Annotated in this window: 21 protein-coding genes; 11 read left to right on the forward strand and 10 right to left on the reverse strand. The window is 60.0% G+C overall.

Annotated features, from left to right (window positions below):
- Window positions 1-183 precede the first annotated feature (183 nt).
- Entirely contained in the window at window positions 184-1,767 is a 1,584-nt protein-coding gene (locus B3F77_RS04780; RefSeq protein ID WP_293603850.1) for a glucan biosynthesis protein G, read from the forward strand.
- Window positions 1,743-3,725: a glucans biosynthesis glucosyltransferase MdoH gene (gene mdoH / locus B3F77_RS04785; RefSeq protein WP_293603851.1), complete on the forward strand. Its 1,983-nt coding sequence runs from the start codon at window positions 1,743-1,745 to the stop codon at window positions 3,723-3,725. The genes B3F77_RS04780 and mdoH overlap by 25 nt, the downstream gene beginning before the upstream one ends.
- A 106-nt stretch (window positions 3,726-3,831) precedes the next feature.
- On the opposite strand, the gene ffh is transcribed toward mdoH, so the two are convergent.
- Complete coding sequence (gene ffh / locus B3F77_RS04790; protein ID WP_293603852.1) at window positions 3,832-5,190, reverse strand: signal recognition particle protein; 1,359 nt, start codon at window positions 5,188-5,190, stop codon at window positions 3,832-3,834.
- An 86-nt stretch (window positions 5,191-5,276) separates the two neighbouring features.
- On the opposite strand from ffh, the gene B3F77_RS04795 reads away from it, so the two are divergent.
- From B3F77_RS04795 to B3F77_RS04830, 8 genes are all read left to right on the forward strand, one after another.
- Complete coding sequence (locus tag B3F77_RS04795) at window positions 5,277-6,077, forward strand: cytochrome C assembly family protein (protein WP_293603853.1); 801 nt, start codon at window positions 5,277-5,279, stop codon at window positions 6,075-6,077.
- Complete coding sequence (locus tag B3F77_RS04800) at window positions 6,074-6,322, forward strand: PP0621 family protein (RefSeq protein ID WP_293603854.1); 249 nt, start codon at window positions 6,074-6,076, stop codon at window positions 6,320-6,322. The genes B3F77_RS04795 and B3F77_RS04800 overlap by 4 nt, the downstream gene beginning before the upstream one ends.
- Window positions 6,323-8,041: a sensor histidine kinase gene (locus B3F77_RS04805; protein ID WP_293603855.1), complete on the forward strand. Its 1,719-nt coding sequence runs from the start codon at window positions 6,323-6,325 to the stop codon at window positions 8,039-8,041. It abuts the gene before it with no gap.
- Window positions 8,042-8,045: 4 nt separating this feature from the next.
- Window positions 8,046-9,500, forward strand: coding sequence for a sigma-54-dependent transcriptional regulator (locus tag B3F77_RS04810; RefSeq protein ID WP_293603856.1), 1,455 nt, complete (start codon window positions 8,046-8,048; stop codon window positions 9,498-9,500).
- The gene (ampD, locus tag B3F77_RS04815) at window positions 9,487-10,089 is read left to right on the forward strand and encodes a 1,6-anhydro-N-acetylmuramyl-L-alanine amidase AmpD (RefSeq protein ID WP_293603857.1); all 603 of its coding nucleotides are present in this window, start codon (window positions 9,487-9,489) and stop codon (window positions 10,087-10,089) included. The genes B3F77_RS04810 and ampD overlap by 14 nt, the downstream gene beginning before the upstream one ends.
- A 474-nt stretch (window positions 10,090-10,563) precedes the next feature.
- Window positions 10,564-13,470 (forward strand): ribonucleoside-diphosphate reductase subunit alpha, encoded by a 2,907-nt coding sequence (locus B3F77_RS04820; protein ID WP_293603920.1) that lies wholly within the window; start codon window positions 10,564-10,566, stop codon window positions 13,468-13,470.
- A gap of 135 nt (window positions 13,471-13,605) precedes the next feature.
- On the forward strand, window positions 13,606-14,847 hold the full coding sequence (locus B3F77_RS04825; RefSeq protein ID WP_293603858.1) for a ribonucleotide-diphosphate reductase subunit beta: 1,242 nt from the start codon (window positions 13,606-13,608) through the stop codon (window positions 14,845-14,847).
- A 212-nt stretch (window positions 14,848-15,059) separates the two neighbouring features.
- Window positions 15,060-15,527, forward strand: a complete 468-nt coding sequence (locus tag B3F77_RS04830; protein WP_293603859.1) for a histone H1-like DNA-binding protein — start codon at window positions 15,060-15,062, stop codon at window positions 15,525-15,527.
- Window positions 15,528-15,708: 181 nt separating this feature from the next.
- On the opposite strand, the gene B3F77_RS04835 is transcribed toward B3F77_RS04830, so the two are convergent.
- The 7 genes from B3F77_RS04835 to B3F77_RS04865 form a co-directional block, all read right to left on the reverse strand.
- A complete protein-coding gene (locus tag B3F77_RS04835; protein WP_293603860.1) occupies window positions 15,709-16,599 on the reverse strand; it encodes a carbohydrate kinase family protein in 891 nt (296 codons plus the stop codon).
- Between the two features lie 16 nt (window positions 16,600-16,615).
- A complete protein-coding gene (locus B3F77_RS04840) occupies window positions 16,616-17,683 on the reverse strand; it encodes a DUF3426 domain-containing protein (protein WP_293603861.1) in 1,068 nt (355 codons plus the stop codon).
- Between the two features lie 78 nt (window positions 17,684-17,761).
- Window positions 17,762-18,652 (reverse strand): 50S ribosomal protein L11 methyltransferase, encoded by an 891-nt coding sequence (prmA, locus tag B3F77_RS04845; protein ID WP_293603921.1) that lies wholly within the window; start codon window positions 18,650-18,652, stop codon window positions 17,762-17,764.
- 24 nt (window positions 18,653-18,676) lie between these two features.
- Window positions 18,677-20,026, reverse strand: a complete 1,350-nt coding sequence (gene accC, locus B3F77_RS04850) for an acetyl-CoA carboxylase biotin carboxylase subunit (RefSeq protein ID WP_293603862.1) — start codon at window positions 20,024-20,026, stop codon at window positions 18,677-18,679.
- Window positions 20,027-20,076: 50 nt separating this feature from the next.
- Window positions 20,077-20,517 carry an acetyl-CoA carboxylase biotin carboxyl carrier protein gene (gene accB / locus B3F77_RS04855; RefSeq protein WP_293603863.1) on the reverse strand — a complete coding sequence of 147 codons (441 nt, stop codon included), beginning with the start codon at window positions 20,515-20,517 and terminating at the stop codon, window positions 20,077-20,079.
- 366 nt (window positions 20,518-20,883) lie between these two features.
- On the reverse strand, window positions 20,884-21,438 hold the full coding sequence (locus B3F77_RS04860; protein ID WP_293603864.1) for a TlpA disulfide reductase family protein: 555 nt from the start codon (window positions 21,436-21,438) through the stop codon (window positions 20,884-20,886).
- Window positions 21,439-21,441: 3 nt separating this feature from the next.
- Window positions 21,442-22,038, reverse strand: coding sequence for a hypothetical protein (locus tag B3F77_RS04865; RefSeq protein WP_293603922.1), 597 nt, complete (start codon window positions 22,036-22,038; stop codon window positions 21,442-21,444).
- A 219-nt stretch (window positions 22,039-22,257) separates the two neighbouring features.
- Between B3F77_RS04865 and mpl the strand changes: the two genes are divergently transcribed.
- Window positions 22,258-23,757, forward strand: a complete 1,500-nt coding sequence (gene mpl / locus B3F77_RS04870; RefSeq protein ID WP_293603865.1) for a UDP-N-acetylmuramate:L-alanyl-gamma-D-glutamyl-meso-diaminopimelate ligase — start codon at window positions 22,258-22,260, stop codon at window positions 23,755-23,757.
- Between the two features lie 158 nt (window positions 23,758-23,915).
- Here the strand turns inward: mpl and B3F77_RS04875 are convergent, their stop codons facing one another.
- The gene (locus B3F77_RS04875; protein ID WP_293603866.1) at window positions 23,916-24,227 is read right to left on the reverse strand and encodes a hypothetical protein; all 312 of its coding nucleotides are present in this window, start codon (window positions 24,225-24,227) and stop codon (window positions 23,916-23,918) included.
- 171 nt (window positions 24,228-24,398) lie between these two features.
- Window positions 24,399-25,520, reverse strand: a complete 1,122-nt coding sequence (locus B3F77_RS04880; RefSeq protein WP_293603867.1) for a 3-deoxy-7-phosphoheptulonate synthase — start codon at window positions 25,518-25,520, stop codon at window positions 24,399-24,401.
- Window positions 25,521-25,523: the final 3 nt, after the last annotated feature.

Here is a 25,523-nt window from a genome sequence, read left to right on the forward strand (position 1 = left end):
TTTCAAAGGGATTTCTCATCCCAGACCAGAATGCTGTCGCTGCCTGGCGACAAAAAAACCGGTTTATGCCAGTTTATTCGACCATTTCCCGATTTTCCTCCATAGAAAAATTCTGAATTGATTCCAAGCCATTGATTTAAAAAGGATTTTTCAAGCTGGCACAGGGTTTGCCCTAGTCATGCCATGCAAGCCTTTTTTCGCCTTTCTGTCCCCTCCTGCCGACTTGCGTTACGGGCCCGCTTTGCAGCCCTGGTGTGCCTGGCTGCTCTGGTTGCGGGCCAGGCCCATGCCTGGAGCCTCGACGACGTCGCCGGACTGGCCCAGCAGAGCGCCCAAGCACCATTCCAGTCGGCGCGCCATGCCGTCCCGGCTGAACTTGCAAAGCTGGACTATGACGGCTACCGCGACATCCGCTTCAACCCGGACCGCGCCTTGTGGCGCGCCGACCAACTGCCCTACGAAGCCAACTTTTTCCATGTAGGGCCGCATGGGGACTCTGTTCGCATCCACGAAATCACCCCGGAGGGTGTCAAGCTCTTGCCCTATGACCCGGCCAACTTCAACTTTGGAAAAAACAAGGTTACTCCCCAGCGCTGGGGAGACTTGGGCCACGGCGGGCTACGGGCCTTCAGCCATCTGAACTCGGCGGCCTACAAAGACGAATTGATCGTTTTTCTGGGTGCCAGCTACTTCAGGGCGCTGGGCGCCGGCCAGCGCTATGGCCTGTCGGCGCGCGGCCTTGCGGTGGACACGGTAGGCGCTGCGCGGGAAGAGTTTCCGCGCTTTACCGACTTCTGGCTGGAAAAGCCCGCACCAGGCGCCGAGCGGCTCACCGTTTTCGCATTGATGGACTCGCAGCACATGACGGGCGCCTACCGCTTCGATATCAAGCCGGGCAAGCAGACCGTCACGCAAGTGCATGCCCACATCTTCATGCGCGCGACCGAAAAACCAGTAGTCACGCTGGGCCTGGCACCGCTGACCAGCATGTTTTTCTTTGGCGAGAACCAGCCCCGGCCCGGCGACTTTCGCCCCGAAGTGCACGACTCGGACGGCCTGATGGTCGCGACCGGTGAAGGCGAATGGCTGTGGCGTCCGCTGCAAAATCCGACGTCACCGCTGGTCACCTCGTTCAGCATGAAGAGCCTGAAAGGCTTTGGCCTGATGCAGCGCGACCGGGCTTTCAACAGCTACGAAGACACCGAAGCACGCTATGAACTCCGGCCTAGCGCCTGGGTCACGCCCTTGAACGACTTTGGCGACTGGGGCGCCGGAAAAGTGGAACTTCTGCAATTTGCGACGCCCGACGAAACCCACGACAACGTGGCGGCCTACTGGGTGCCGGGAAAAATGCCGGCGCCCGGCCAGTCCCTCGACATCGCCTACCAGATTGCCTGGCAGGGCAAAAACCAGCAATTGCCGCCCAACGGCTGGGTCACGCAATCGCGCCGCGGCACGGGCTACTCCAAGCTCGGCGCGGATGCCCAGGGCCAGCAGATTCAGTTCGTCATCGATTTTGCCGGCCCCGCACTCGACGCCTTGCCCGAAGACGCGAAGGTCGAGGCCATAGTGACGGCCAGCGCCAACGCACGCGTGTTGGAAAGCCTGGCTTACCGCAACCCCGCGACGGGCGCCTGGCGCATGACCTTGCGCGTGCAGCGACTGAACAACGCTAGCCAGCCGGCCCAGCCCATTGAGTTGCGCGCCTTCCTCCAACACAACAGCAACACCCTGACCGAAACATGGACCAACCTGATCACAAACTGAATCGGCGCAGCCTGCTGCGCGAAGAACGTCACCCCAATGCGGTCACTGCGCCGCCCGTTAATCGCGGCTCCATGGCACCGCGTCCCTGGCGTGGATTCTGGAACAGCATCGGCACCGCCACCTTGCGGCCCCTGCTTGGGAAGACCGATGCGGCGGCACCTCAAGCTTCTGCCTCCGGAGAGCTGGAGCCCTGGCAACATGCCGCCAAACGCCGCCGCGCCGTGTTTGTGTTGCTGACCGTGATCAGTACGGTGCTGGCCACCAGGCTTTTTGCCGACGTGCAGCCCGACTACGACAGCGCCTGGCTGCAATATGGCCAGCTCGCCCTGTTTGCACTGCTGTCTGCCTGGGTGGTCACGGGCTTCATGACGGCCATGATGGGTTTTTATGTGACGCTGCGCAGCGATGCCCACGCCCTGTCGGCTAAAAAGGTCCAGCACCACACGCTCGATGCGGCCACGCGGACCGCCATCATCATGCCGATCTGCAACGAAGATGTGCGCACGGTATTTGCAGGTTTGCGCGCCACCTGTGAATCCGTCGCGGTGACCGGCCATGTCCAGGCCTTCGACGTGTTTGTCCTGTCTGACAGCAACCAGCCGGCGATCCAGAAAGCCGAGCGCGCCGCCTGGGAAGACTTGCGGGCCCAACTGGCCAGCCAGCCTGAGCAGCCACAAATCGAGGTGTATTACCGCCTGCGCAAACGCCGCACCGACCGCAAGGCCGGCAACGTAGCCGACTTCTGCCGCCGCTGGGGCAAGGACTACCGCTACATGGTGGTGCTCGATGCAGACAGCGTGATGAGTGGCGACTGCCTGGTCTCCATGGTCAAGCTGATGGAAGCCAACCCCACAGCTGGCATCATCCAGACCGCCACACAGGCCATCGGCCATGTCACATTGCACGCCCGTGCGCAGCAGTTCGCCTCGCGCGTGACCGGCCGCCTCTTCACGCTGGGCATGCAGTTCTGGCAGATGGGCGAGTCGCACTACTGGGGCCACAACGCCATCATTCGCATAGCACCCTTCATGCAGCACTGCGCGCTGGCACGCATCAAGGGCACGGGCGGCATGGCGGGCAGCATCATGTCGCATGATTTTGTTGAAGCCGCCCTGATGCGCCGCGCCGGTTACCACGTCTGGCTGGTGGCCGACCTGGTGGGCAGCTATGAGCAGCAGCCGCCCGACCTGCTGGCCGAGCTGCAGCGCGACCGCCGCTGGTGCCAGGGCAACCTGCAAAACTCGCGTCTGATTGCCGAGCCCGGGATTCACCCGGTGCACCGCTCCATGTTTGGCACCGGTGCCATGGCCTACCTGTCAGCACCCTTGTGGCTGTGCTTCCTCACACTGGGGACCGCGCTGTGGCTGTCGGGCTCGCCCATGGTGGCCGACTGGGCGCTGCTGCCCGGCGAACTCGTGTCGCTCTGGTCCTGGACGCTGTGCCTGCTGTTTTTGCCGCGCATTCTTGGCATCGCCGCCGTGCTGCTCAAGCGGGAGCAGCAGGCCTATGGCGGCACGGCCAACCTGCTGCGCAGCGCGCTGCTGGAAACACTGATCGCCCTACTGCAGGCGCCCATCCGCATGCTGGCACACTCGCTGTTTGTGGCGGTCGCGCTGACCGGGCTGAAGCTGGAATGGAAGTCGCCCCCGCGCGAAGCGGCGGCGGTGCCGTGGCGTCATGCGCTAGCGCAACTCGCACCGATGAGCGCGGTGATCGTGCTGCTGGCAGCCGGCATCGCCTTGATCGACGCGCGCGCGCTGGTCTGGTTGCTGCCGGTGGGCCTGCCCCTGCTGCTGGCGATTCCGATGACCGTGATGACCAGCAAGGTGGGGGTAGGCACGGCGATGCGCGCGCAGAACTACCTGCTGATTCCTGAAGAAACCCGGTCACCGGCGGTGCTGCGCCGCGCCTGGCTGCACGCCGGCCAGCTGGCCAAGCCGCGGCTGAGAGCCGCATGAACGTTTCGGGAAACAGAGCTTCCGAAGCGGAGAAATACTATCATTTTGATAGCTTGCTGCGCCCGGATTTATTGGGCTACAGCCTCTTTTTACTTAAGAAATAGGCTCAGAACTTGGGCATGCCTTTCATGCCCCCCATGCGCTTCATCATCTTCATCATGCCGCCGCCCTTCATCTTTTTCATCATGCCCTGCATTTGCTCAAACTCCTTGAGCAGGCGGTTGACTTCCTGAACCTGCACGCCTGAGCCGACCGCAATGCGCCGCTTGCGCGTGGCCTTGATCAGTTCAGGCTTGCGGCGCTCCAGCGGCGTCATGCTCTGGATGATGCCTTCCTTGCGCTTGATGTCTTTTTCGGCCTTCTCCATGTCGACCTGGCCGGCCTTGGCCGCCATTTGCGCCGGCAGCTTATCGAGCAGGCTGGACAGGCCACCCATGCTTTTCATTTGCTGCAGCTGGCTTAAAAAGTCACTCAGATCAAAGCCGCTGCCGGATTTGATTTTGGCGGCGAGCTTTTGCGCCGCGGCCATGTCCACCCCGGCAGCCACCTGCTCGACCAACGCAACAATGTCGCCCATACCCAGAATGCGGCCGGCGTGGCGCTCGGCATCAAACACTTCCAGGCCGTCGAGTTTTTCGCTGGTACCGGAAAACTTGATGGGTGCTCCGGTAATCTGCCGCACGCTGAGCGCGGCACCACCGCGCGAATCGCCGTCGGTCTTGGTCAGGATGATGCCGGTCAGCGGCAGCGCCTCCTTGAAGGCCTTGGCCGTGTTGACGGCATCCTGGCCCTGCATGGCATCGACCACGAACAGTGTTTCAACCGGATTGAGAGCCGCGTGCAGCTCCTTGATCTCTTTCATCAAGGCTTCGTCAATGGCCAGTCGGCCGGCCGTGTCGACAAGCAACACGTCAAAGAAATGCTTGCGCGCATAGTCGATGGCGGCTTTGGCAATATCGACGGGCTTTTGATCCGGTGTGCTGGGAAACCATTCAGCACCGGCCTGCTTCGTGACGGTCTTGAGCTGCTCAATAGCGGCAGGCCGGTAAACGTCAGCAGACACTGTCAGCACTTTTTTCTTGCGCTTTTCAATCAGGTGCTTGGCCAGCTTGGCCGTGGTGGTGGTTTTACCTGCGCCTTGCAGGCCAGCCATCAAAATAACCGCCGGCGGTTGCGCCGCCAGGTTGATGTCGCTGACACCTTCGCCCATCGTCGCCGCCAGTTCGCGGTTGACAATCCCCACCAGCGCTTGCCCGGGGGACAGTGAGCCCATTACTTCCTGGCCCAGTGCCTTGTCCTTGACACGGGCGATGAAGTCGCGCACCACCGGCAGGGCCACGTCGGCCTCTAGCAGCGCCATGCGCACCTCGCGCAGCATGTCCTGCACGTTGGATTCGGTGATGCGGGCCTGGCCTCGCATTTCCTTGACGAGGCGGGATAACTTGTCGGTAAGGGCTGAAGCCATCAATGGGGTCCGGGAAGTGGGAAGTGAGGCTCCGAGAGGAGCGCAAAAAGGTCATGGAAGACCTGGCGAGGCGCTAAACTGTAGCCATGATTTTAGCTTTAAGCACTTTGTGGGGTCTTGCAGCGGCGGCAGGTGCCGTCACAGCCTATGCAGTACTTGCGTTGGCCGCCCCACGTCTGGGTTCCGGCACCATCCGCGGCCTGTTGCTGGCGGCTTGGTTGCTGCACGCACTGGCATTGGCCGAAGGCCTGCTGGGCGAGCCACCGCGCTTTGGTTTTGCACCCGCGATTTCCATGACTGTCTGGCTGATGCTGACCGTGTATGCGATTGAAAGCCGCCTGCTCCCGCAGCTTCAGGCCCATTGGGCGCTGGCGGGGCTGGGCAGCGCAGCGGTCATCCTGTCGCTCATTTTTCCGGGCGCCAGTTACCCCGCGATTGCTTCGCCCTGGCTACCGCTGCACTGGGCTTTGGGTATTGCCTCTTACGGGCTGTTTGCTGCCGCGGTGGTGCATGGCTGGCTGATGACCCGGTCCGAACGCGCCATCCGGCTGGCTGGGCAAACCTATGTCGGCGTGCCGCTGCTCACACTGGAACGCCTCACCTTTCGCTTTGTGGAAGCAGGTTTTGCTCTGCTTTCAGCAACCTTGCTGGTGGGCTGGCTGTTCGCCGAAACACTTTACGGGCCCGGTCTGGCCTGGAAGTGGAACCACAAAACAGTGTTTTCAGTGCTGGCCTGGCTGACCTTCGCAGGTTTGCTGGTCGGGCGCGCCCGTCTGGGCTGGCGTGGCCGCAAAGCCATTCGTGTGCTGTACCTGGGCGCTGGCCTGCTGCTGCTGGGCTATGCCGGTTCGAGTTTTGTGCTTGAAGTCATCCTGAGGCGGGCATGAAGTACTTGCTGGTCACAGCCCTCGTACTGGTCGTCTTTTGGCTCTGGCGCCACAATCGGGAGGCGGAAAGAAACGAAGCGGCAAGCTCTCGAAGTGCCCGCCCTGGTAGTCCCTCAAAGGGAACCGAGGTCACGGAAGTGGTGGCCTGCGACGTCTGCCACGTGCATCTGCCGCGGTCCGAGGCCCTGATCGGCCACAAGGGCATCTACTGCAGCGATGCGCACCGCCGCCAAGCCGGAGGCTAGATGACTCCCCAAGTCCACGCTTGGCTCGAATCTGCAGAAAAAATTTCCGCGCCTTGGGAGGCTAAACCCGAGTCAGGCTCTTTCGGCCGCCTCTGGCGTGTTTTCATGACGGCCCGCGTCGCGATTGCCAGCGTGCTGGTGATTCTGCAGGCGTTCATCTATGCCCTGGGCAACATCACCAATCGCTGGTCCATCGCGGTGTGCATAGCCTACCTGTGCGCCACGCTGGTCGCACGGCTCTGGGCCCGGCCCCGGCCGCACGGCAACACGTTTGATGCGCAATGGGTGTCCACCATTGGCGTGGACGTTGTCACGTTCTCTGTGTTGAATTTTTTGTCATCGGGAGGGATCAACTACACCCCGCTGTTTGCACTGCCGGTACTGTTGTCCTCGGTGCTCGGACCGATTTTGTTGGCTTTCGGTACGGCAGCCAGCGTGACGCTGCTGCTGCTTGCCGACGCCTGGCGGAATTCGCTGCAATCGCCTGGAGATTTCAACGCACACTTCCTGCAGGCCGGCCTGAGCGGCTCGGGGTTTTTTCTGGTGGCGCTGCTAGCCAACCAGCTGGTCCTGCGGCTGGCACGGGAGGAGAAGCTGGCGAAAAGCAGCCAGTCCACCGCGCGCATGCTAACCCAGGTCAACGAGCTGGTGATTGAAACGCTGGCCGACGGCGTTCTGGTGGTTGATGTCAATGGCATGGTGCGTTCGGCCAATCCGGCCTCCAGGCGCTTGCTGGCTACACAGGATGCGATCCGAAGTGCCCCCTTCATGCTCGCCACGGAAGCCGCCTGGCAACCGTTGGTCGAACTGATGCTTCGCACCTTTACGACGCAGTCTCCGCAAGAAGTGGACATCAGCCTCGAATGCCCGGCCCGAAACGCCAGACGGCTTCATGTGCGCACGCGTCTGGCCGCCTCGCAAAATAACACACACGACAGCCTGTGCGTGATGTTTCTCAAAGACCTGCGGGAAATGGAAGCGCGTGTGCGTACTGAAAAGATGGCGGCCATGGGACGCATGTCTGCTGCGGTGGCCCACGAAATCAGGAACCCGCTGGCCGCCATTTCGCAGGCCAATGCCCTGCTCGAAGAAGACCTGCACGATACCGGTCACCGTCAGCTCACGGCCATGGTCAGGCAAAACGCGCAGCGCCTGGCCAAAATTGTCGACGAAGTGCTGAACATTTCGCGGGCCCAGGAACAGATACCCGCACCCCAGACCAGCACGCTCATGCTGGACGACATGGTCCTTCGCATCGCCACAGACTGGGCCAGGCAAACCGCGGCAACGCAGCGGATGGGCGTGACGGCAGGCTCCGCCAATGCAGCGGTGTGGTTTGACCCCGAGCATTTGCGGCGCCTGATGATCAACCTGTTGGACAATGCCTTGCGCTATGCCAGCACCTCCGCCCAAGCCATTGAAGTGACCACCCAGTTGGTGGCGCCCGGGCAGGCCCGGCTGGCGGTATGGAGCGACGGCCAAGCACTGGAGAAAACGGTCCAGACGCATCTGTTCGAACCTTTTTTCTCCTCCGAGAGCCGCTCCAGCGGGCTGGGCCTCTATATCAGCAGGGAGCTGTGCGAACGCTACGGTGCCCTGATCGGCTACCAGCGCGTGCTGAGTGGCGGCATCGAGGGCAATGAATTTTTTGTCATGTTCAGGCCGGCTTCACAGCCTTTGAGCGCCGATTCTCTTTCTTTCGACGCCATACTTGTCTGAGACCATGAGCCTTCAAGCACCCGCCACCCATCAGCCCCACATTCTTGTCATTGATGACGAACCGGATCTGCGCACCCTGTACGAACTGACGCTGCTCAGGGAAGGTTATCGGGTGGAAGCGGCCGGCGATCTGTTGCAGGCTCGCGAACAGCTCAAGGAACATCGCTTCGATGCGGTCATCACCGACATGCGCCTGCCCGACGGCCTGGGGCTTGAACTGCTGCGCGACATGGCGAAGCAGCAGCGTGCGGAGCGCTGCGTGGTCATCACGGCGCACGGCTCTGCTGAAAATGCGGTGGAAGCCCTCAAGGCGGGGGCATTTGACTATCTCACCAAGCCCGTCGACCTCAAGCAATTCCGCAGCGTCGTGGCGTCGGCCATACAAGGAGCAAAAAATGGGGGGCTGCCAGCCAAGGACGCGCGAAGCGCACCGGCGCCTAGCGCAGGGCTTGCTACTCCGGTACCGTCCAGACCGTGCGATGCGGGTGATGCTTCAGTCCTATTGCAAAAGCTGGTAGGCGAATCGCCAGTGATGCGAGCGGTCAAGTCCCGCATTGTCAAAGTGGCCGGCAGCATGGCGCCTATCCTGATTCAGGGAGAATCGGGCACGGGTAAAGAACTGGTCGCGCGCGCAGTACACGATTGCAGCCACCGCGCGGCTGGCCCGTTTGTGGCCGTCAATTGCAGTGCAATTCCGGAAAATTTGCTTGAAGCAGAATTTTTTGGCGCGCGCAAAGGCGCTTACACCGGCTCGGCACAAGACCGGCAAGGCTACTTCCAGGCCGCCAAGGGCGGGACCCTGTTTCTCGATGAGATCGGCGACTTGCCGCTGGCCATGCAATCCAAGCTGCTCCGGGCCATTCAGGAACGCACCGTGCGGCCGCTGGGCTCGCCGCAGGAAGACATGGTAGACGTGCGCATCGTCAGCGCAACGCACAAGAACCTTGCCGCGGAAGTCCAGGCGGAAAACTTTCGCCAGGATTTGTATTACCGGCTCAATGTGATCGAAATTGTCGTGCCGCCACTGCGCGAACGACGCGAAGACTTGCCGGCACTTTGCAATGCCCTACTTTCAAGAATCTGCCAGGAGTCCGGGTTCAACATGCCCGAGCTGACCGGCCCTGTGATGGAGCAGTTGCGTTCGCGCCCCTTCAACGGCAATGTCAGGGAGCTGGAAAATATCCTGCACCGCGCGGTGGCACTCGGTGAAGGCGGCGACCTGCATTTCGATGCGCCGCCTGAAGACTATGTAGCCGTTCCGGATAATCTGCAGGAGTTCCTGGACCAGCAGGAGCGAAGCATCCTGTCAAAGGTATTGCAGGAGACCGGCTTTAACCGGACGGCCGCTGCTTCCAAACTGGGACTGAGCCTGCGCCAGATCCGCTACCGCATTGCCCGCCTGAACATCGTGACCGCGGGCGGCGATGATGCACCCGACGCGCCCGATGACGAGGCCTGAGCGCGACGGCGTCCCTGCCAGCCCGGCCTTATGGCAGGATGGCTGGTACCGGTATGCACGCGCACTGGCTTCGCCCAACTTCGGTCCGCGCCCCGCCAGCGCGCAAATTGACCTGATCGTCATTCACTCCATCAGCCTGCCGCCCGGGGAGTTTGACAATGGCAACGTACAGCGCCTCTTCACCAATCAACTTGACTGGGAAGCGCACGCTTACTTTCAGGGCATTCGAGGTTTGCAGGTTTCATCGCACTTTTTCATCACCCGTTCCGGCGCCCTGTGGCAATTTGTGGGATGTAACGACCGGGCATGGCATGCCGGCGAATCAAACTACCGGGGGCGGAGCAACTGCAATGACGATTCCATCGGCATTGAGCTGGAAGGACTTGAGGGTGGCACATTTGAAGCACTCCAGTACGAAACCCTGGCCGGACTGTGCGCGGCACTGCTCCAGGCCTATCCCATCGCACATATTGCCGGGCACGAGCACATTGCAGCAGGGCGCAAGCAGGACCCCGGTCCCGGTTTTGACTGGCCCTTGTTGCAGCGTTCACTGGCTTCACCGTCTAAGTGTTTTCCCGCAATCACCTGATCAGGTTCAGATCCCCAACCACACCATTGCGGTGCATCTTGTGGTTGAAAAATTCCCAGTATTTTCACCATTCAAGCACTGACCGGCGTTGGCGACAGGAAGTCTGCGGGAAGTCGCACCAGTGCTCTGTTTGTCTAGCTGAAGCCTGACCGAATCAGGCTTTTCCGCCGGTTCGCCCAACCGGCGACCCGGCCAACCCAAGCGTCCAAAACAGGGCTAAAAAAAGTCCTTGAATGTAACAATGAATTCAGCCGGCGATACACTACCGGTAGTGGCTTGTCTTAGTCTTGTACTCTAGGTATAGTGTCTAAGCTCCAATTCAGTTTGATGTAATTCGGGCCAATTCTGGCGAGAAAACGAAGGCATTGGTTGCTAGATCGGATGCCCCTCAGCAGATCCAAAATTGCCCTGAAACGCACAGCAGACCCGTCATAAAGCAAAGCAAAAGAGGAAATCATGCAAACTGCACAACACATGGTGCCCGTTCCGTCCAGGTTTCTGGCAAGCAGCGATGCCAACGCGCCAGCCAATCCGCTCGCCCATTACCAGATCATTCGCCGCAATGGCGGCGTGGTCCCGTTCGAGCCCAACAAAATCGCCGTGGCCATGATGAAGGCTTTTCTGGCCGTGCATGGCACGCAGGGTGCAGCGTCGGCAAGCGTCCGCGAAACGGTGGACGGCCTGACCCAGACCGTTATTCGCGCCCTGGTACGCTCGCGCCCCAGCGGCGGAACCTTTCATATTGAAGATGTGCAGGACCAGGTTGAGCTGGGCCTGATGCGCGGTGGCCACCATGAGATTGCCCGTGCCTATGTGCTGTACCGTGAAAAACGCACCCAGGAACGCGCACGCCAGCCGCAAACCCAGACGTCCGATGCGCCCTTGCTGCATGTGATGGATGGCGGCAAAAAGATTGCACTCGATGTCCGCAACCTGCAGGCGCTGATTGAAGCGGCCTGTGCCAATCTGGGTGCCGAGGTCAAACCCGACCCGATTGTTGCGGAAACCATGCGCAACCTGTATGACGGCGTGCCCATCGACGAGGTTTACAAGGCCTCCATCCTGGCGGCCCGTACCCTGATTGAAAAAGATCCTGATTACACCTACGCCACGGCACGACTGCTGATGCACACCATCCGCAAGGAAGTCCTGGGCGAGGAAGTCAGCCAGGAGGAAATGGTTACCCGCTATGCCGAGTACTTTCCGAAGTTCATTGCCAAAGGCGTCCAGAACGAACTGCTCGACGAAAAACTGCAGCAGTTTGACCTGGCCCGACTGGGTGCGGCGCTCAAGCCGGAGCGCGACCTGAAGTTTGACTACCTCGGACTGCAGACCCTGTTTGACCGCTACTTCCTGCACGTGCGCAAGCAGCGCATTGAACTGCCACAGGCTTTTTTCATGCGCGTGGCCATGGGACTCTCGCTCAATGAGATCAACCGCGAAGAGCGGGCCATCGAGTTCTACGAAATCCTCTCGTCGTTTGACTTCATGTCGAGCACGCCGACACTGTTCAATGCGGGCACCCTCCGTTCGCAGCTGTCGTCCTGCTACCTCACCACGGTGGCCGATGACCTGGGCGGAATTTACGATGCCATAAAGGAAAACGCCCTGCTGTCCAAATTTGCCGGCGGCCTCGGCAACGACTGGACGCCCGTGCGCGCTCTTGGCGCCCACATCAAGGGAACCAACGGCGAATCCCAAGGCGTGGTGCCTTTCCTGAAAGTGGTCAACGACACCGCCGTGGCGGTCAACCAGGGCGGCAAACGCAAGGGAGCCGTCTGCGCCTATCTGGAAACCTGGCACCTCGATATCGAGGAATTCCTGGAACTGCGCAAGAACACCGGCGATGACCGTCGCCGCACGCATGACATGAATACCGCCAACTGGGTTCCCGACCTCTTTATGCGTCGCGTGATGGAGAAGGGCAGCTGGACGCTGTTCTCACCATCTGACACACCCGACCTGCACGACAAGTTTGGCAAGGATTTCGAAAAGATTTATACGGCTTATGAAGCCCAAGCCGAGCGCGGCGAGATCAAACCGGCCCGCAAACTGCAAGCCACTGACATGTGGCGCAAGATGCTGTCGATGCTGTTCGAGACCGGCCACCCATGGATCACCTTCAAGGATGTATGCAATATTCGCTCCCCGCAGCAGCACGTCGGCGTCGTGCACTCCTCCAATCTGTGCACCGAGATCACGCTCAACACCAGCGAGACCGAAACGGCCGTATGCAACCTCGGCTCAGTCAATCTGGTGCAACACCTGAAGGACGGCCCCGACGGATCCAGGGTTCTTGATCACGAGAAACTGAAGAAAACCATCACGACGGCCATGCGCATGCTGGACAACGTGATCGACATCAACTACTACGCCGTCAAGAAGGCACGCGACGCCAATATGCGCCACCGCCCTGTCGGTCTGGGCGTCATGGGCTTCCAGGACTGCCTGTATGAACTGCGTGTGCCCTACGCTTCCCAAGCGGCGGTCGAATTTGCAGACCAATCCATGGAAGCGGTCTGCTACCACGCTTACTGGGCCTCCACCGAACTGGCCAAAGAGCGCGGCAAGTACGCCAGCTACAAAGGCTCTCTCTGGGACAAAGGCATCCTGCCGCTGGATACGCTGGACATGCTGGCCGAAGAGCGCGGCGGTTATGTTGAAGTTGACCGTTCTGCCACCCTGGACTGGGAGGCCCTGCGCAAGAAAATTGCCCAGGATGGCATGCGCAACTCCAACTGCGTCGCCATTGCCCCGACTGCCACCATCTCCAACATTATTGGGGTTGACGCCTGCATCGAGCCCTGCTTCGGCAACCTCTCGGTGAAATCCAACCTTTCCGGCGAATTCACGGTGATCAACGGCTACCTGGTCAATGACCTGAAACGTCTCGGCCTGTGGGACGATGTGATGGTGGTGGACCTCAAGCACTTTGACGGATCGCTCCGCCCAATCGACCGCGTGCCGCAGGACATCAAGACGCTTTACGCGACCGCGTTTGAAGTGGAAACGTCCTGGATCGTGGAAGCTGCCGCCCGCCGCCAAAAATGGATTGACCAGGCGCAGTCACTCAACATTTACATGGCGGGCGCCTCGGGCAAGAAGCTCGACGATACCTACAAGCTGGCCTGGTTGCGCGGACTGAAAACCACGTACTACCTGCGCACCATGGGCGCCACGCACGCCGAAAAATCCACCGTGAAAGCCGGCAAGCTGAACGCCGTTTCATCGTCGGTTTCATCAGGCCCTGAAGCTGCAAGCGGCAGCATGAGTGCGCTGGCGGCCGCGGCCGCTGCGGCACCAGCGCAGGTGAATGCATCCCCAGCGACCGACATCAAGTTCTGCGCGATCGACGACCCAGGTTGCGAGGCCTGCCAATAAAAAAATGGACGCATCGCGCGCTGAAATTCTTCGCGCGATTCGATGCAATTGAGCAACACTAATTTACAGCGATGTGAATGAACACTTTTCATTTTGTATCGCTGCTTTCATAATCACAAAATATTGGAAACCTCTATGTTGACCTGGGACGAAGAAGTCACACCATCGTTGCAAAAATCTCTTACCAGCGGCTTGCCCGACAGCCGCTCGATGGAACTTCCACCTCTTTCTTTCACACCATCCCAGCGTCCCCAAGCGCAAGTGCGTATGTTGCACGATGGCGCATTTTCAGCCGCTGAGGCTGCTGCTGAACCCGCAGCTACTGCCATCACAAACGCTGCGGCAGCACCCGGTAAGTCCCACCGCATCAAGGCTTCCGATAAACGCATCATCAACGGCCAGACTGACGTTAACCAGCTGGTGCCATTCAAATACAAATGGGCTTGGGAAAAATACCTCGCCACCTGCGCCAACCACTGGATGCCGCAGGAAGTCAACATGACGCGCGACATCGCGCTGTGGAAAGACCCGAACGGCTTGACCGAAGACGAGCGGCGCCTGGTCAAGCGCAACCTGGGTTTCTTTGTGACCGCTGATTCGCTCGCAGCCAACAACATCGTGCTCGGAACCTACCGCCACATCACGGCCCCCGAGTGCCGCCAGTTCCTGCTGCGCCAGGCCTTCGAAGAAGCCATCCATACCCACGCCTACCAGTACATTACCGAGTCGCTGGGCCTGGACGAGAGCGAAATCTTCAACGCCTACAACGAAGTGCAGTCCATCAGAGACAAGGACCAGTTCTTGATTCCTTTCATTGAAGTGATCTCCGATCCCCACTTCAAGACCGGCACCGCCGAAGCTGACCAGACCCTGCTCAAGTCACTGATCGTGTTCGCCTGCCTGATGGAAGGTCTGTTCTTCTATGTGGGCTTCACGCAGATTCTTGCCCTGGGCCGCCAGAACAAGATGACAGGAGCGGCCGAGCAGTATCAGTACATCCTGCGCGACGAATCCATGCATTGCAACTTCGGCATCGATTTGATCAACCAGCTCAAGCTGGAAAACCCACATCTCTGGACCGCGGAGTTCAAGGCCGAGATCAAGGCTTTGTTCATGAAAGCCGTTGAACTGGAGTACCGCTACGCAGAAGACACCATGCCTAGAGGCGTGCTGGGCCTTAATGCCTCCATGTTCAAAGGCTACCTCCGCTACATTGCCAATCGTCGTGCCACGCAAATTGGACTTGAAACTCTCTTCCCTAACGAGGAGAATCCGTTTCCGTGGATGAGCGAAATGATCGACCTTAAAAAAGAACGCAACTTCTTTGAAACCCGTGTGATTGAGTACCAGTCCGGTGGCGCTCTTTCCTGGGATTGACTGACGCAAAAAGACTGACAAAAAAAGCGCAAGGTAAGCACAACAATGATTTCTAGAATTGCAATGACCAATGACAGCACCGGAGAGTGCGCGTTGGGCTTTGCTCCTGTGTTCGCGGCGCTGGGCCCGGTTAGCCGACAGCCCAACGCCGTGAATCGCTTCACGTACTCCAACCGTGAAGTGCTCTTTGCAACGTGATCAAGGAGAAAACTATGGCAACTGCGAAAAAAACTGCGGCTAAAAAAGCTGCTCCCATGAAAGCACCGGCGAAAAAAGTAGCGGCGAAAAAAGCACCGGCTAAAAAAGTAGTCGCGAAAAAAGCGCCGGCCAAAAAGGTAACAGCGAAAAAAGCGCCAGCTAAAAAGGTAGCGGCTAAAAAGGCGCCAGCGAAAAAGGTAGTCGCGAAAAAAGCGCCGGCGAAAAAAGCACCAGCGAAAAAAGTAGCTGCTAAAACAGCAGCCGCTAAAAAGCCTGCTGCAAAAAAGGTAGCGAAAAAAGCCGCTGCGAAGAAACCCGCTGCGAAAAAAGCCGCTGCAAAGAAAGCCGCGAAAAAACCCGCTGCGAAGAAAGCCGCGAAAAAACCCGCTGCGAAGTCACCCGCTGTAGCGGCTGCCCCTGCGGCTCAGACGACTCTGAACCCGCAAGCGGCCTGGCCATTTCCAACAGCCAGCAAGCCGTAAGCAGGCAGGTCTTTCTGCTTAGAGCCCGATGTCGCAAGATGTCGGGCTTTTTTAATTCCGAATCTGCATTCTTGCCTCTACCTGTAAGCGGCAGCCTCATCCATCCTGACCAGTCGGCCACTCATAGTCGCTATTAATTCAATAGCTGACAGCGCCCGTCACACCTGGGCTATTCATTGATTTAAGCAGAAGTCAGCGTGTAATTCTGCCCCCCACGGCTGGCGATCTTCTGCGCGCCCACCCGGTTCCCCAGTGCGGCGCAGCGGGTCAGCGACCAGCCCTGCTCCAGCCCGTAAAGCAGCGCCCCGCGGAACGCATCACCACAGCCCGTCGGATCGACCACCGCCTCGGCCTTCACCGGTGGCACCGCTGTTTTCTCACCGTCGATCCAGACCTCGCAACCCTCGGCCCCTAGCGTCACCACCAGGCCCTGCACCCGCCGGGACATCTCGGCGCACGACCGGCCGGTGCGGTCACTGAGCATTTTGGCTTCGTAATCATTGACGGTCACCCAGCTTGCCAACTCGACGAAATGAGCGAGCTCCTGGCCGTCAAACATGGGCAGGCCCTGGCCCGGGTCAAATACAAACGGGATGCCGGCCGCCTTGAACTGTTCGGCATGCTGCAGCATGGCATCGCGCCCGTCCGGCGAAATAATACCCAACTTGATATCGCTGCGCGCCTCGATCCGGGTGATGTGGGCCTGCATCATCGCGCCCGGGTGAAAAGCCGTGATCTGGTTGTTGTCACGGTCGGTCATGATCATGGCCTGCGCGGTATAGGTATCACCGACTTGACGAACAAATTCGGTGCTGATGCCCAGTGTTTTCATGCGCCCCACATAGTCAGCGCCGTCGCTACCGACTGTGGCCATCGGCAAAGGTGTGCCGCCGAGCTGTTGCAAGCCGTAGGCTACGTTGCCGGCACAACCTCCGAATTCGCGGCGCAGGGATGGCACCAGAAAGGACACATTGAGAATGTGCAACTGGTCGGGCAGTATCTGCTCGGAAAAGCGGCCCTCAAAAGTCATGATGGTGTCAAACGCCAGCGATCCACAAATTACAGCAGCCATTAAGTTCTCGATTCAATCAGGGGTAAAAAGCAAGGATGCGGTAGCCAGCCACCCGCAAAGACGAAGGTAGCGCAGGTGGTTCGGACGATGGCAGCGATGGCAAGGCCCCACGGCCGCCGTCGCCCGATACTTTCATGGTCACGACGCCGGCCAGTTCCGAATGAGCAGCCAGCATGGCGGTGCTTGCGCCAAACTGCGCTGGGGCCAGAACGCGACGCACCAGCGCCTGGTCCTGGGTGTCGGTCAGGGTCACTTCCAGAGAGGGCACTTCCAGAGGTGTGGAACCCGTATTCTTGAGCGCGAAACTGAGGCGATAAGCCTCAGGGCCGATTCTGTTGAAGGTGGAACTGTCAATCACCAGCGAATCGATATGGCGCGGGGGCCGGATTTCACAGCGCAGGGGGCCGCAAAGCGCCTGAAGCAGCGGGGCGAGCCGCGGCTCCAGCGCAGCCAGGCTGTCTTTTTGCTGCATCACCCACTGCAAAGCCAGCGCAGCCAGCAACAGAAGTGACAGCACACCCAGCGTCCACCGTGCCAGCGGCTTTGTCCAGAAGGCCTTGCGCCGTGCATCGCGCACAAAAGAAACCTCGTGCGCTGCATCGGAACCCACCCCTTCTGCATCCGCCGCTTTGGAATCTGCCAAAGCCGAAGGCTCGGAGCCGGATTCATCCATGGTCGCCGTATGCACCAGCTCCGGTCGGATCAGCGGCGTGTCAAGATCCACGGACTCATGCTGCGGGTATTCCTGCCGCGCCTGCTTCCAACTTGCCGGGTCAAAGTCGGCAGCACTGTCATGCGCATCATCGGGTCCGGACAGTGCAGGCCTCAGGAGCATGCTGTCTGCAAACGACACAGAGGGAGGCCATGCTGGCTCCGCGGGGGCTCTCAGCGGCTCGATCAGTGCCTCATCAGGTGTCAAGGCCGAAGGCACAAGTCCCTCAGCTTCACCCGGCAGCAAATGCGTTGACGCGTCAAACACTTCAGCGCACGCCCCGCATCGCACCCAGCCTTGCGCGACTTTGAGTTGATCGGTCACGACTTTGAACATCGTGCCGCATGCGGGGCAACGCGTAATCAGGCTCATCTAGCGCTGCATTGTAGGGGGTTGTTGCGGCCGGTAAACGCCGATGCGCGCGTGTTTAAGACTCGCTCAGCCGGGCGCTCAAAGCCGCGCGGTCATCAAAATCCAGCCGTCTTCCTGGTCGTGCACCTGAAGCTGGCAATAGGGTAGATAGGCCGCTTTGAGCTCATCGGCCTGGCGTTCCAGAATGCCTGCGAGCACCAGATTCCCGCCCTTTTCAACATGCGAGCACAACAGAGGTGCCAACACCTTCAGCGGCGTGGCCAGAATGTTGGCAAGCACGGTCTGGTAGGCGCCGACCGCCTTGTCGGGCAAGCCCGCATGCAGCTTCACGTGATTGGCCTCGGCATTGGCACGTGTGGACTCGACAGCGGCTTCGTCAATATCGACAGCATCAATCTCCACCGCCCCAAACTTGGCAGCGCCTATGGCCAGAATGCCCGAGCCGCAGCCATAGTCGAGCACACGGCCCAGCGGTTGGCCCGCACCGCCCTGCCCAGCGATCCAGCGCAGGCACATGCCTGTGGTCGGATGGGTGCCCGTTCCAAAAGCCAGGCCCGGGTCCAGCCGTATCACTTGCCTGGCTTGCGCGGGGGGTTCATGCCAGGTCGGCACAATCCAGAATTCTGGAGTGATCTCTACGGGCGTGAACTGCGATTGTGTCAGCCGCACCCAGTCCTGCACGGGTACGGGACTGATGGCCACCAGTTGGCAGCCCGCAAAAAAATCCTGGGCGGCGAGTACCGAGGCGGCGTCCCGCGCCAGAGCCTCGGTGGCAAACAGCGACACCATGCGCGAATGCTCCCAGCCCGCTTTGGGCGGCGGCATGCCGGGCTCGCCAAACAGCGCCTGCTCGGCCGGTGTCTGCGCATCGGCATCTTCCACCGAAACGCTGAGCGCATCCAGTGCCTCCAGCGCCTCACTAAGCGTCTCCACTTCGTGAACGGGCGCCAGCAGAATCAGTTCAAACAGGCTCATAGCACCTGCCTGCGGCGCTTAGCGTTCACGCTTTGACAGCCACTCTTCAAGGTAGTGGATGTTGGTGCCGCCATCCATGAACTTGGCGTCCACCATGAGTTCGCGGTGCAGCGCAATATTGGTGTTGATGCCTTCAACCACGGTTTCGGCCAGCGCCGTGTTCATGCGCGCCAGCGCCTGCTCGCGCGTATCGCCGTGAACAATGATCTTGCCAACCATTGAGTCGTAGTTGGGCGGCACGAAGTAGTTGGTATAAATGTGCGAATCCACCCGCACTCCCGGCCCGCCTGGCATGTGCCAGGTCGTGATGCGTCCGGGCGAAGGGATGAACTTGTAGGGATCTTCCGCGTTGATGCGGCACTCAATCGCATGGCCCTTGAGCTGGATATCGCGCTGGGTAAAGGGCAGCCTTTCACCGGCGGCCACCATGATCTGGGTTCTCACGATGTCAACGCCCGTGATCCACTCCGTGACCGGGTGCTCCACCTGCACGCGGGTGTTCATTTCGATGAAATAGAACTCGCCGTTTTCGTAGAGAAACTCGAAGGTGCCGGCGCCGCGGTAGCCAATTTTCTTGACGGCCGCCACGCAGCGTTCACCAATTCTTTCAATGTGCTTGCGCGGAATGCCCGGCGCTGGCGCTTCTTCAATGATTTTTTGATGGCGGCGCTGCATGGAGCAGTCACGCTCACCGAGCCAGACCGCGTTTTTATACTGGTCAGCCAGGATCTGGATTTCAATGTGCCGCGGATCCTGCAGGAATTTCTCCATGTAGACCTCGGGATTGCCGAACGCGGCACCAGCTTCGGCTTTGGTGGTCTGCACCGCATGAAGCAGGGCCGCTTCGGTGTGCACCACGCGCATGCCGCGCCCACCACCGCCGCCAGCGGCCTTGATGATGACGGGGTAACCAATCTGCTTGGCAGTGCGCTTGATAATGGCCGCGTCGTCAGGCAGCGTGCCTTCGGAACCAGGCACGCACGGCACGCCTGCCTTGATCATGGCCTGCTTGGCCGACACCTTGTCGCCCATGAGGCGGATCGACTCCGGCGACGGGCCAATGAACTTGAAACCGCTCTTTTCGACCCGCTCGGCAAAGTCGGCGTTCTCGCTCAGGAAACCATAGCCCGGGTGGATGGCTTCGGCGTCAGTAACCTCCGCCGCTGAAATAATGGCGGGCATATTGAGGTAGCTCCGGGCCGAAGGCGCGGGCCCGATGCACACCGACTCGTCAGCCAGCTTGATGTATTTTGCCTCGCGGTCCGCCTCGGAATACACCATCACGGCCTTGACGCCAAGCTCGCGGCAGGCACGCTGGATCCTCAATGCGATCTCGCCACGGTTGGCAATCAGTATTTTTTTGAACATGCGTCGATAGGGCTGGTCTGTAATCTAGGATAAGGGGACAACGAGCCCGCTTACTCAATGATGAAGAGCGGCTGCCCGTATTCCACGGCCTGGCCATTTTCCGAAAGAATCTTGGTGATGGTGCCGGCCTTGTCAGCTTCGATCTCGTTGAGGATCTTCATGGCCTCAATGATGCAGATCGTCTCGCCTTCCTTGACCACACTGCCGACCTCGATAAAGGCCTTGGCTCCGGGGCTGGCTGAGCGGTAAAAAGTGCCGACCATGGGCGACTTGACAGTGTGACCGGCGGGCACAACTGGTGCGGCGTCGGCTACTGCAGGTGCGGCGGCGGTCGGGGCCGCTACCATGGCCATAGCATGCTGCGGCATCATGACGGGAGCGCCGCTGGATTTGACAATGCGTACCTTGCCTTCGGCTTCGGTAATCTCAAGTTCAGACACATTGGACTCTGAAACCAGGTCGATCAGTGTCTTGAGTTTTCTTAAATCCATAGATTCTCTCCAACGACGGTAGATGCTGGCGCGAGGATTTCAGCACGCAGCTTTGAATTCATCTGAAAGGCGGCGTGAACACCGAAGTGAGCACCGAACTTCCTTCTTTTTTCACTTACTCTCTGCTTTTACGCTTTAAAACGCTTATCAGCTAATTGTTGCGCGTGGCAGCCGAGCGGCTGACCAGGGAGGAAAGCGCAGAGTGTACCTCAAGCCAAGGCTGGGACAATCCGGACGCCAGCAGGGCTTGGCCCGAAAGACAAGCGTACTCCCAATGCAAGAGAAAATGTAATTAGAAGCAAATTCAGCTATTTCAAAACATTTTCCCCGCTGATCAAAGAAAAAAGCCCGGGTAGCCCTTCAAGGCTATTTGAACTGCGCCCAGAGTGCAAGGTCTTCGGGCAGGACTTTGCCAACCTTGCGGTGAAGCAACTGGCCGGAAGCGCCAAACACCACCGAAAAGGGCAGACTGCCCGCCAGGTTGCCGAGCGATTTGCTCAACTCGGTGCCCGCCAAGCCCGCCATGCCGACCGGAAAATTCAGCAAATTGGTTTGCAGCCAGGTCCGCACCGCGCTGGGCTGATCGACCGCCAGGCCGACCACTTGCCAGTTTTTATCCTTGTTTTCCTGATAAAAATAATCCAATAAAGGAAGTTCCTCCAAGCACGGGGGGCACCAGGTGGCCCAGAAGTTCACCAGCAACATCTGACCGCGAAAACTGCTCATGGCCAGCGTCTTGCCGTCCGGCGTGTCAAAACTCAGGCTCCAGAATGAGCCGACCGAAGTTGAGTTGTCCGCAGTGCCAGCCACGCCCGCCACCCCATCCACAGAGTGCTGCTGGAATTTCCACCACGCCGCGCCAGCACCCGCCACGCCGGCCACAGCGGCGACGCTGGCATAAAGCATATTTCTGCGATTCACTGTTCAGACTCCAAAAGGGGTGGCCAGCAATTTTTGCACGGCGGCCAGGTCGCCGCGCGGCGTACGGCCTTTGGCGTCTGGCCGCAAGGCGCCGCGCAGGTCGTCGTGGTCATAGACCATCAGGTGCACGCCGACCGTTTCATTCAAGGGTTTGCAGACACTTCGCAGGCTGAGCGCCTCCACCCTTTCGCCGGTAAAGCCCGTTACCGTGCGCGGCTCGTAGGCTACGTTGTGCTCAATCAAGGCAATTTCGGCCGACTTCGGGTCGTCACAAAACAGCTGGATGTAGATGTCTGACAGCCGCGTGGCCGTGCCGTACCAGACGGCACCGCCCAAATAAGGCCGGAATTGTGGCAAACGCTCCATCCAGACCAGCGCCAACTCGCGCAGGGCGGCCAGCTCAGCGGGCTGGGTGTCGGCGCAAAACAGCGCAATGTACTCATGCACAGCATCTTCCAGCTCATCATTGCCAGGCAATTCAGTGCGCGCGGGCAGCGCCATCTGCTTGATCGCGCGGCGTTTGGCCGGGCCGTATTCCAGCCCTTCCTCCACCACCAGCGCAGCGGCGGTGGCAGCAATTTCGGATTTGAGGGTGTGCAAGTTCAAGGTCGGCTGGCTCAGTGGCCAGGAGCGGATGGTTAGAGGGCTGGTTAGCCTGCAAACGATTGTGCCCAAATTAGGCTCGTGTCAGCGGCTAAAGTTCACGGCAACTTAAGTTGCTATTAAATACATAGCTTGGTGTGCCTGTCCTTATTGGGCTAAAGGCCTTTTTCTCTTAAAAACAGAGCCGGGCAGCAGAGGCTCCATAGAATAACGGCCATGCACATACATATTCTGGGAATTTGCGGCACCTTCATGGGCGGCGTGGCTGCTTTGGCGCGCGAGGCGGGGCACAAGGTCACGGGCTGCGACACCGGCGTCTATCCGCCCATGAGCGACCAATTGCGCGCCTTGGGCATTGAGCTGATTGAAGGCTACAGCGCCGGCCAGCTGGCCCAACCCGGTTTTCAGCCCGATATGTTTGTGGTGGGCAACGTGGTGTCGCGGGCGCGCCTGGCCGACGGCAGCCCCAAATACCCGCTAATGGAAGCCATTTTGGACCGTGGCCTGCCCTACACCAGTGGCCCGCAATGGCTGGCCGAACATGTGCTGCAAGGCCGCCACGTTCTGGCCGTGGCCGGCACCCACGGCAAAACCACCACCACCGCGATGCTGGCATGGATTCTGGAGCGCGCCGGGCTGCAGCCCGGCTTTCTGGTCGGCGGCGTGCCGCTCAATTTCGGCGTTTCCGCGCGGCTGGGTCCGGGTAACAACGGCGAGCGCAGCGCCGGGCCGCCCCAAACAAGCTCAGCCCCCACGGGGGGCAGCGCAGCACACGCAGTGGCAAGCGTGGGGGCCACATTCGTGATCGAGGCCGACGAATACGACACCGCGTTTTTCGACAAGCGCAGCAAATTCGTGCACTACCGCCCGCGCACGGTCATTCTGAACAACCTGGAGTTTGACCACGCCGACATTTTTGACGATCTGGCCGCCATTGAACGGCAGTTTCACCACCTGGTGCGCACGGTCCCCTCGCAAGGCCGCGTGGTCGTGAATGCTGCCGAGGACAGCCTGCAGCGCGTGCTGGCCCAGGGTTGCTGGAGTGAGCAAGTACTCTTTGGCAATAACTCGCGCAATCAAGGCGGTTTCACAGCCCAGGGCGAGCCGAACGACTTCAAAGTGCTCAAAGCGGGCCAAATCGTGGCCCATGTGCAGTGGGAGATCAGCGGCGTCCACAACCAGCTCAATGCCCTGGCCGCCATCGCCGCGGCCGAGCATGTGGGCGTGGCGCCCGAGGTGGCTGCCCGGGCGCTGGCCGAGTTCCAGAACGTTAAACGCCGCATGGAGGTGCGCGGCGTGGTCTACCGCAGCGGCGGCGACATCACGGTGTACGACGATTTTGCCCACCACCCGACCGCCATCCGCACCACCGTGGACGGCCTGCGCCGCCAACTCAACAGCGCGGGGAAGACCGACGCCCGCATCCTGGCCATCTTCGAGCCGCGCAGCAACACCATGAAGCTGGGCACCATGACGGCGCAATTGCCCTGGAGCCTGGAGCAGGCCGACCTGGCCTTTTGCCACGCAGGCGGGCTGGATTGGGACGCACGCGCCGCGCTGGCCCCAATGGGCGCGCGCGCTCAGGTGGCCGACACCCTGGCCCAGTTGCTGGCGCAGGTCAAAGCAGCGGCCCGGCCGGGCGACCATTTGCTGTGCATGAGTAACGGCGGGTTTGGCGGTATCCACGCCAAACTGCTGGAAGCGCTAAAGGCCTGAGAAGTTCTCCTGAAGGGTTCAGCGGTGCGAAATTGCTATTTATTCAATAGCTGCTCACGACCGTCCTGTCTGGGCTAGAGGAAGAAAAGCCTTAAAAAATTGGCCGGGTTAGCCGGCCGGGCGCAACCCGACGACCTAGCCGACTCATTCACTGCTATTCAGTAGCTGATGCTCAGCGAATCCGCATCAATATGCACCAGCGGCTTGGCCAGCGCCGCGCTGGTTGCGCGGGCAAACTCCCGCGCCCACTTGACGTCGGCAAACCCGGCCGGGCCGGCGGCCTGGGCCACCACCACCACTCTGTCGGCCATCAGCAGCTTGCCAGTTGGCCGCAAGGGCTCGCAACCCATTTGGGTGAACTGGTCATCAAGCCACTTGCGCGCAACATCGTTCGGCATGGGCGGCTCTTCACGGAGGTCGATCCGCACGGGCGGGCCGTCTTTAAACGTCACACTGACTTCGCTGCGCATGGCCTGCTCCTGATGGGCTGATGAGGAAAAACGGGTGTGCTGCCGCAGGCTTGATGGTACCAATAAAAATGATGGCTTTCTGGTCAGAACGAGACGTACACCACAGCGATACCCGCAAGCACCGGTAATGTGTCTGCGGGTGCTGAACCTGATGAAAATTACTTCTGAAACCTATTTCGCCCGGCGTGCCAGTACCGCGGCCGACAGAGACTCCAGCACCGTCAGCGAATCGTCCCAGCCCAAGCACGCGTCGGTGATGCTCTTGCCGTATTCCAGCGCCTTGGGGTCGTCCTTGCCGGCCGTGAACTTTTGCGCACCGGGGAACAAGTGGCTTTCCACCATCAGGCCGAACACATTGCGCGAGCCGCCAGCCACTTGGGCCGCAATGTCGCGCGCCACGTCAATCTGCTTTTCGTGCTGCTTGGAGCTGTTGGCATGGCTGCAATCGACCATCAGCGTTGCGGGAAGCTTGGCGGCTTCGAGTTCCTTGCAGGCCGCAGCCACGCTGGCAGCGTCGAAATTGGGCGCTTTGCCGCCGCGCAGTATCACATGGCAGTCCTTGTTGCCCTTGGTCTGCACCACCGCGACCTGGCCATTTTTGTGAACCGACAAAAAGTGATGGCCGCGTGCCGCCGCCTGGATCGCGTCCGTGGCAATGCGGATGTTGCCGTCGGTGCCGTTTTTAAAACCAATCGGTGCCGACAGGCCGGAAGCCAGCTCGCGGTGCACCTGGCTTTCGGTGGTGCGCGCGCCAATCGCGCCCCAGGAAATCAGGTCGCCGATGTACTGCGGTGAAATGACATCCAGAAACTCGCTGCCGGCGGGCAGGCCCAGCCGATTGATTTCAATCAGCAACTGGCGCGCAATGCGCAGGCCTTCGTCGATGCGGTAGGTTTCATCGAGGTAAGGGTCGTTGATCAGCCCTTTCCAGCCGACGGTGGTGCGCGGCTTTTCAAAGTAAACCCGCATCACGATTTCCAGCGTACCAGCGTATTTTTTGCGCTGCTCGGCCAGGCGGCGCGCGTACTCCACGGCCGCTGCGGGGTTGTGGATGGAGCATGGGCCGATCACCACCAACAGGCGGTCATCCTTGCCCGCGATGATGTTGTGAATGCTTAGTCGGGTCTGCGTGATCAGCGCTTCAACGGCGGTGCCGCGAATCGGGAAGAAGCGGATTAAATGCTCGGGAGGGGGTAGCACGGTGATGTCCTTGATGCGTTCGTCGTCGGTCTGGCTGGTTTTCTCGACGCTCGCATACCAGGTGTCGCTGGCAGAGGTGGCTTTGGCATTCATCGC

Origin of the sequence: Polaromonas sp. UBA4122 (assembly GCA_002381615.1) — a bacterium.
GTDB lineage: Bacteria > Pseudomonadota > Gammaproteobacteria > Burkholderiales > Burkholderiaceae_C > Polaromonas.